The 6,318-nt window shown below is 65.0% G+C and carries 8 protein-coding genes, 2 tRNA genes and 1 other RNA gene; 1 reads left to right on the forward strand and 10 read right to left on the reverse strand.

What is annotated here, in order from left to right:
• Positions 1–296 precede the first annotated feature (296 nt).
• From arcC to rpsB, 5 genes are all read right to left on the reverse strand, one after another.
• Positions 297–1,244 (reverse strand): carbamate kinase, encoded by a 948-nt coding sequence (gene arcC / locus K9L28_11385; protein ID MCF7936933.1) that lies wholly within the window; start codon positions 1,242–1,244, stop codon positions 297–299.
• Between the two features lie 533 nt (positions 1,245–1,777).
• Positions 1,778–2,335 (reverse strand): ribosome recycling factor, encoded by a 558-nt coding sequence (gene frr / locus K9L28_11390; protein MCF7936934.1) that lies wholly within the window; start codon positions 2,333–2,335, stop codon positions 1,778–1,780.
• A gap of 5 nt (positions 2,336–2,340) precedes the next feature.
• The gene (gene pyrH, locus K9L28_11395; GenBank protein ID MCF7936935.1) at positions 2,341–3,063 is read right to left on the reverse strand and encodes a UMP kinase; all 723 of its coding nucleotides are present in this window, start codon (positions 3,061–3,063) and stop codon (positions 2,341–2,343) included.
• A 79-nt stretch (positions 3,064–3,142) separates the two neighbouring features.
• On the reverse strand, positions 3,143–3,736 hold the full coding sequence (gene tsf, locus K9L28_11400) for a translation elongation factor Ts (protein ID MCF7936936.1): 594 nt from the start codon (positions 3,734–3,736) through the stop codon (positions 3,143–3,145).
• A gap of 6 nt (positions 3,737–3,742) precedes the next feature.
• Positions 3,743–4,597, reverse strand: a complete 855-nt coding sequence (gene rpsB / locus K9L28_11405) for a 30S ribosomal protein S2 (GenBank protein ID MCF7936937.1) — start codon at positions 4,595–4,597, stop codon at positions 3,743–3,745.
• Positions 4,598–4,803: 206 nt separating this feature from the next.
• Here rpsB and K9L28_11410 point away from each other — a divergent pair, with 206 nt between their 5' ends.
• Positions 4,804–5,127 (forward strand): metal-sensitive transcriptional regulator, encoded by a 324-nt coding sequence (locus K9L28_11410; protein ID MCF7936938.1) that lies wholly within the window; start codon positions 4,804–4,806, stop codon positions 5,125–5,127.
• 18 nt (positions 5,128–5,145) lie between these two features.
• On the opposite strand, the gene K9L28_11415 is transcribed toward K9L28_11410, so the two are convergent.
• The 5 genes from K9L28_11415 to K9L28_11435 all read right to left on the reverse strand — a co-directional run.
• Positions 5,146–5,622, reverse strand: coding sequence for a hypothetical protein (locus tag K9L28_11415; GenBank protein ID MCF7936939.1), 477 nt, complete (start codon positions 5,620–5,622; stop codon positions 5,146–5,148).
• A 36-nt stretch (positions 5,623–5,658) separates the two neighbouring features.
• An RNA gene (gene ffs / locus K9L28_11420) (signal recognition particle sRNA small type) lies at positions 5,659–5,758 on the reverse strand.
• Between the two features lie 32 nt (positions 5,759–5,790).
• Positions 5,791–5,885: transfer RNA gene (locus K9L28_11425), tRNA-Ser, on the reverse strand.
• 57 nt (positions 5,886–5,942) lie between these two features.
• Positions 5,943–6,035 (reverse strand) — tRNA-Ser (locus K9L28_11430).
• A 69-nt stretch (positions 6,036–6,104) separates the two neighbouring features.
• A partial coding sequence (locus K9L28_11435; protein MCF7936940.1) for a tRNA-specific adenosine deaminase occupies positions 6,105–6,318 on the reverse strand: 214 nt, incomplete at its 5' end.

Genomic DNA, 6,318 nt, shown 5'->3' on the forward strand with positions numbered 1-6,318 from the left:
CCGACTTGCGTTCCTGCTGTCGCGGAGGGCGACATATGAGCCGGTGAACGAGGAGGACGTCGTGGAGGACGGTCGAGGCGACGTGATGTCGCCGAGAGGCGAGAAAGCACAGGGACGTGCTTCTGAGCCGACCGTCCGGAACAGTCCGACGAGTGAACGTAGTCGGCGAATCCGGGAGCCCGGGCGACAGCAGGGGCGCCTGGTCGCGATACTACCGGTTACAATGGCGGGCGAGAGCAGTACCGCTCCATCGTAACGCCCTTTAGCTGGTATGCGGCCGTGCGCGCCGCTGGCTGTCAGTCCTTCCGGATCTGGGTGCCGGCCCGGCCTTCCAGCGCCTCCAGGGCCTCGCCGAGGTTGGCGATGATGGATTTCTCGCCGCCGTTGTGCATGAACCGTGTGGCGGCCTTCACCTTGGGGCCCATGCTGCCGGCGCGGAAGTGCCCCTCCTCGGCGTAGCGTTCCATCTCGCCGACGGTGACGTCCCTGAGGGACTCCTGGTCGGGCTGGCCGAAGCGGACGGCCACGTTGGGCACGTCGGTGAGGATCATGAGGTAGTCGGCGTTGACCTCCCGGGCCAGGCGTTCGCCGGCCAGATCCTTGTCGATGACGGCCTCCACGCCGTGGAGGGCGCCCTGTTTGTCGCGGTAGACGGGGATGCCGCCGCCGCCGGAGGCGATGACCACGGAACCGGCCTCGACGAGGCGGACGATGAGCTCCCGCTCCACGATGCCCACGGGGTCCGGCGAGGGGACGACGCGCCGCCAGCCGCGGCCGGAGTCCTCGATCCAGCTCTCGCCGTTCTCGGCGATGCGCTGTTTGGCCTGGGCTTCGTCGAAGAAGGGGCCCACGGGTTTGGTGGGGTTGGTGAAGGCCTGGTCGTCGGGGTTGACCTCCACCTGGGTGACGATGGCGGCGGGCTCCTTGCCGCTGATGCCGCGCTCGGCCATGAGGTTGTGGAGGTTCTGGCAGAGCATGTACCCGATGAAGCCCTGGGTTTCGGCGCCGCAGACGTCCATGGGCATGGCGGGCACCCGTGAACTGCCCAGCTCGTTCTGGATCAGAATGGCGCCGACCTGCGGGCCGTTGCCGTGGGTGACGACGACCTCGTAGCCGGATTCGATCATGCGCACCAGCTGTTTGGCGGTGCCGTTTACGCTCTCCATCTGTTCTGCGGCGGTGCCTTTCTGCCCGCGCTGCAGGATGGCGTTTCCTCCCAGTGCTACCACTACTCGCTTGGACACTGCTATCCCCCCAGCTCCTGGAATGAACTTTTTTCGCTTAGGGGTTTATTATACACGCTGCCGTCGCGTTGTCCACCGGGAGGCCACGTTGGGCACCGCCCGACTGCGCCGGGAAGGTCCTCGATGCATCGGGGCGGCGATTGTGGCTCCCGCTACGACTGGCGTCTGCCCGGTCACCGAGGTCCCGCGCTCCCAACAGAAATCCAGGATCAGGGCAGTGACAGCTTGCTGTCATGATACTGAGGGAGAATGAAACAACGCGTTGGGTGCCGCCCGACTGGCGCCCGAGCGGTAACTCGCCGAAGGCGTTCGCTTCGTCGAGCTGCGGAGGGCGGTCGGCTCAGAAGCACCTCCTTGTGCTTTCTCGCCTCTCGGCGACATCACGTCGCCTCGACCGTCCTCCGCGACGCTCTCCTCGCTCACCGGCTCAAAACCGCTCTTCCGCGCCAGTCGGGACGGCAAGACAGAAAAACCCCCGCAGGGATCTGCGAGGGGGAGTGATGCCGCTGTGGGTTCCTGTCGCGACGAGGCGGCTAGTCTTCCATGATCTCCTGTTCCTTGTCCTTGAGGACCTCGTCGATCTTCTCGATGTAGCCGTCGGTGACCTCCTGGATCTCCTCCAGGTAGTCGTGCATCTGGTCCTCGCTGATGGTGCTGTCCTTTTCCATCTTCTTGTAGAGATCGTTGCCCTCGCGGCGGAGGTTGCGCACCGCCACCTTGGTCTCCTCGGCGTACTGCCGGACCACCTTGGTGAGCTCCTTGCGGCGCTCCTGGGTGAGCTCGGGGAGGTTGATGCGGATGGCCTCGCCGTCGTTCTGCGGGGTGACCCCCAGCGGGGAGGCCAGGATGGCCTTCTCCACATTCTTGATGGCCGAGGGGTCCCACGGGGAGACGAGGATCTGCCGCGCCTCGGGGATCGAGATGTTGGCGAGCTGCTTCAGAGGCGTGGGGGCTCCGTAGTAGTCCACCTTGATGTCTTCCACCAGCGCCGGATGGGCCCGGCCGGTCCGCACACCAGCCATCTCGCTCCGGAGATGCTCCACTGCCTTGTCCATCTTGTCCTTGAGGTCTTTCATTGCGTCCTTGGGCATCTGTCTCACTCCTTCCCAGCGGTTACGACTGTGCCTATGTGTTCATCCTGCACCAGGAGCCGCTCCAGGTTCCCTTTCTGCAGGATGTCGAACACGACGATGGGGATGGCGTTTTCCATACAGAGCGAGAAGGCCGCGGCGTCCATGATCTCCAGCCGCCGTTCGATGGCCTCCCGATAGGTGAGCGTGGCGAGGCGCCTGGCGTCGGGGTTCGCCACGGGGTCCCTCTCATATATACCATCCACCTTCGTTGCCTTCAACAGCGAATCGGCACCGATTTCGGCGGCCCGGAGCGCGGCGGCGGTGTCGGTGGAAAAATAGGGGGATCCGGTGCCGGCGGCGAAGATGAGCAGCCTGCCCTTTTCGAAGTGCCGCAGCGCCCGGCGCCGGATGAAGGGCTCGGCCACGTCGCGCATCTCCACGGCGGTCTGCACCCGGGTGGGTACGCCCTGGCGTTCCAGCTCGTCCTGCAGCGCCAGGGCGTTGATCACCGTGGCGAGCATCCCCATGTTGTCGGCCTGGGAGCGTTCGAAGCCCCGCTCCACCGCCTGGAGGCCCCGGAAGATGTTGCCGCCGCCCACCACCATGCCGATCTCGATCCCCTGTCGGGCCACTGCGGCGATCTCGCCGGCCATCCCGGTGAGCACCTCGAAATCGATGCCGAACTCCTGGTTGCCGGACAGGATCTCGCCGGAGAGTTTGAGCAGTATCCGTCGTTTCCGTGCCATGATCCACCTCTTCGCTACGGTGTGGGGTTTTGCTACAAAAAAAGAGGCGAGGGCTCTCCCCCGCCTCCGGAATAGGCTTCTAGGAACCGATGGCGTACCGTTGGAAGCGGCCGACCACGATGTTCTCGCCCAGCTGGGCGATGTGCTCCTTCACCAGATCCTTGATCTTCTTGTCGGGATCGCGGACGTAGTTCTGCTCCAGGAGGCAGCTCTCCTCGTAGAACTTGCGCACCTTGCCCTCGGCGATCTTGTCGAGGATGTGCTCCGGCTTGCCCTCCTCGGCGGCCTGCTTGCGGTAGATCTCCTTCTCCCGCTCCAGGTCTTCGCCCGGGACATCGTCGGGGGAGACGTAGGTGGGGTCCGCCGCGGCGATGTGCAGACAGAGCTCGTGGCCCAGCTGCTGGAACTCGTCGGTGCGGGCGACGAAGTCGGTCTCGCAGTTGAGCTCCACCAGGGTGCCCACCTTGCCGTTCATGTGGATGTAGCTGAAGACCATGCCTTCGGCAGCCTCGCGGCCGGCTTTCTTGGCTGCCTTGGCGATGCCCTTCTCGCGGAGGAAATCGATGGCCTTCTCGATGTCGCCGTCGCACTCCCCCAGTGCCTTCTTGCAGTCCATGATGCCCGCTCCGGTGCGTCCCCGGAGCTGCTTGACCTCTTGCATTGTCACGCCCATTGACGGTTAGGCCTCCTTCCAGCCTTTGTTCTCTGCTATCCCCTGCTGGGTGAGTTTCTCGCCTTCAGGGGTGTAGGTTTCAAGTCGCTTATCCTGCTGCTCCTTCGCCGCCGGAGCCTTCGCCTCCACGGCGGGCTCTTCCATTGCCTGCTGCTGCTCCGGTGCGGCCGCGCCGTCCTTGCCCTGCTTGCCCTCGATGACGGCGTCGGCCATGAGGCCCACCATGAGTTTGATGGCCCGGATGGCGTCGTCGTTGCCGGGGATGGGATAGTCGATCAGCTCGGGATCGCAGTTGGTGTCCACGATGGAGATGATGGGGATGCCGAGCTTCCGGGCCTCCAGGACGGCGATGTTCTCGCGGCGGGGGTCGATGATAAAGACGGCGTCGGGGAGGGCTTTCATCTCCCGGATGCCGATGAGATACTTCTCGAGCTTCTCCTTCTCCTTGTGCATGAGGACGGCTTCCTTCTTGGTCCAGTTGGCCATGGAACCGTCCTCCTCCATGCGCTGGAGTTCGATCATGCGGTTGACCCGCTTGCGGATGGTGACGAAGTTGGTGAGCAGGCCGCCGAGCCAGCGCTGGGTGATGTAGAAGCCGCCGCAGCGGATGGACTCCTCGCGGATGATCTCCTGCGCCTGCCGCTTGGTGCCCACGAAGAGGACGCCGCCGCCGCTCCCCGAGACGTCGCGCAGGAAGTTGTAGGCCCGCTCCAGACCCTTGACGGTCTTCTGCAGGTCCACGATGTAGACGCCGTTCCGTTCGGTGAATATGTAGGGCTTCATCTTCGGGTTCCAGCGCCGTGTCTGGTGGCCGAAGTGAACACCGCACTCCAGTAGCCGCTTCATGGTGACAAGTGCCATTGTGGTACCTCCCTTGGTTTGTGCCTCCGCGTCCGTCATCTGCCTGCGGAACCCCGCAACAGAGGGGCACCACCGCAAACATCAGGCGCGTGTGTGCTGAAAAGCCGGCGGGTAGTATAGCACATCTCGCGTTTGACCTGCAACTGGCCTGCGACTAGAATAGGGGTGGTATGTTTAATCAGAGAAAATGGGGGGGAGATGTAATAATGGCAGAAGGTTCGCTGATCCAGCAGCTGGACAACCTTCCGCCGGAGCAGAAAGCCATGCTCAACAGACTGAAGCGGGTTGAGGGGCAGCTCCGGGGGATCCAGCGCATGATTATCGAGGAGAAACCCTGCAACACCATCCTCGTGCAGCTCTCGGCGGCGCGGAAGGCGATGCAGCAGGCCTGCATCGAGATCCTGAAAAGCTACGTCCAGAAGTGCCTGGTGGAAAACGACCCGCTGGATATCGACGAGCTCGAGCGGCTGATCGGAGCGCTGGTGGAGCTGGCGCCGCCGCAGGGCGCCGGGGAACAGCAGGATTCCTGAGACGGCGACGCCGCCGGTCTATCCCTCGCAGGCGTCGAGGCCGCCGAGCAGTGTCCCCAGCAGGGCATCCTGCCGGAGGGCCCTGCCCGTGTAGGTGTCGGTGATCACGCCCCCTTGCAGCGCCCAGACGCGCCGGCAGGGGGCGATCCTTCTGCGTACCCCGTAGGCGTCGGCGCCGCGCATGAGGCCCCAGCCCCTGCGCCCTCCGGAGGCCGCCGCATTCTCGGCGGCGGGGGCTGCCTGGTCGGGCCCGATCCTGGGCTGGATCCGCGTCCCCCCGGGGCCCTCCCGAACCAGCCGGATCGCCCTGGTCTCCCGCTCTTCGGCCTGGCCGGTGACGGCGTTGACCAGCACCCAGAGGTAATCGTACCGGGGCGGCGAGAGGAGCCCTCTGGTGAAAAGCTCTACAGGGACCACAAAATAGGGGAACAGGATGAAGCGTTCGGGATCGGGGATGGCGACGGTGACCGGCAGGAAGCGCTCAATGGGGTCCATGGGGTATCCTCCACAGGGCAAAGGTCGGCCCCCCGAGGGGCCCCAGCGACCCCGTGGCACCCGGAGAACACCGCTTACCGTTGCTCCCTTCCGGGCCTGGCGGGATTCGCGGGTCTCCGCCGCACGGGACTGAAGCCCCCTGGAGGGCCGACCGAAGAATACAGAAAATGGCGGAGAGGGAGGGATTTGAACCCTCGAGGCACGGTTTTGACGCGCCTACTCGCTCTCCAGGCGAGCGCCTTCGACCACTCAGCCACCTCTCCGCACGAAGGGCATTATATACCGCCTTCCCGATTCTGTGCAACCGGGAGATTGCCAACTGGCGGAGGAGGTGGGATTCGAACCCACGAGACGGGGGTTAGCCGTCTAGACGATTTCGAGTCGACCGCCTTCGACCGCTCGGCCACTCCTCCGCGGGAAGAGATTATAACACGCCCGCGAGATTTCGCAACCGCGCCTGCGGCAGGGGTTTCCGCGGTGTTTCAGCCCCGCTGTCGGCGGCGCTGCGCAAAGAAGGCCTGCAGCAGCTGGCGGCACTCCGGGGCCATCACTCCGCCAGCGACCCGGCAGCGGTGGGCAAGCCGGCTGTCGCGGGGGATGTCGTAGAGGGTGCCCGCCGCCCCGGCGGGGGGGTCGGCGGCGCCGTAGACCAGCCGGGGGAGCCTGGCCTGGACGATGGCCCCGGCGCACATGGGG

The organism is Synergistales bacterium (assembly GCA_021736445.1).
In the GTDB taxonomy this organism is placed as follows: domain Bacteria; phylum Synergistota; class Synergistia; order Synergistales; family Aminiphilaceae; genus JAIPGA01.

Excerpts from the sequence above, each read along its gene's own strand:
- rpsB (MCF7936937.1), bottom strand. The coding sequence starts at position 4,597 with ATGGCACTTGTCACCATGAAGCGGCTACTGGAGTGCGGTGTTCACTTC.
- K9L28_11415 (MCF7936939.1), bottom strand. The coding sequence starts at position 5,622 with ATGGACCCCATTGAGCGCTTCCTGCCGGTCACCGTCGCCATCCCCGAT.
- K9L28_11410 (MCF7936938.1), top strand. The coding sequence starts at position 4,804 with ATGGCAGAAGGTTCGCTGATCCAGCAGCTGGACAACCTTCCGCCGGAG.
- tsf (MCF7936936.1), bottom strand. The coding sequence starts at position 3,736 with ATGGGCGTGACAATGCAAGAGGTCAAGCAGCTCCGGGGACGCACCGGA.
- pyrH (MCF7936935.1), bottom strand. The coding sequence starts at position 3,063 with ATGGCACGGAAACGACGGATACTGCTCAAACTCTCCGGCGAGATCCTG.
- frr (MCF7936934.1), bottom strand. The coding sequence starts at position 2,335 with ATGCCCAAGGACGCAATGAAAGACCTCAAGGACAAGATGGACAAGGCA.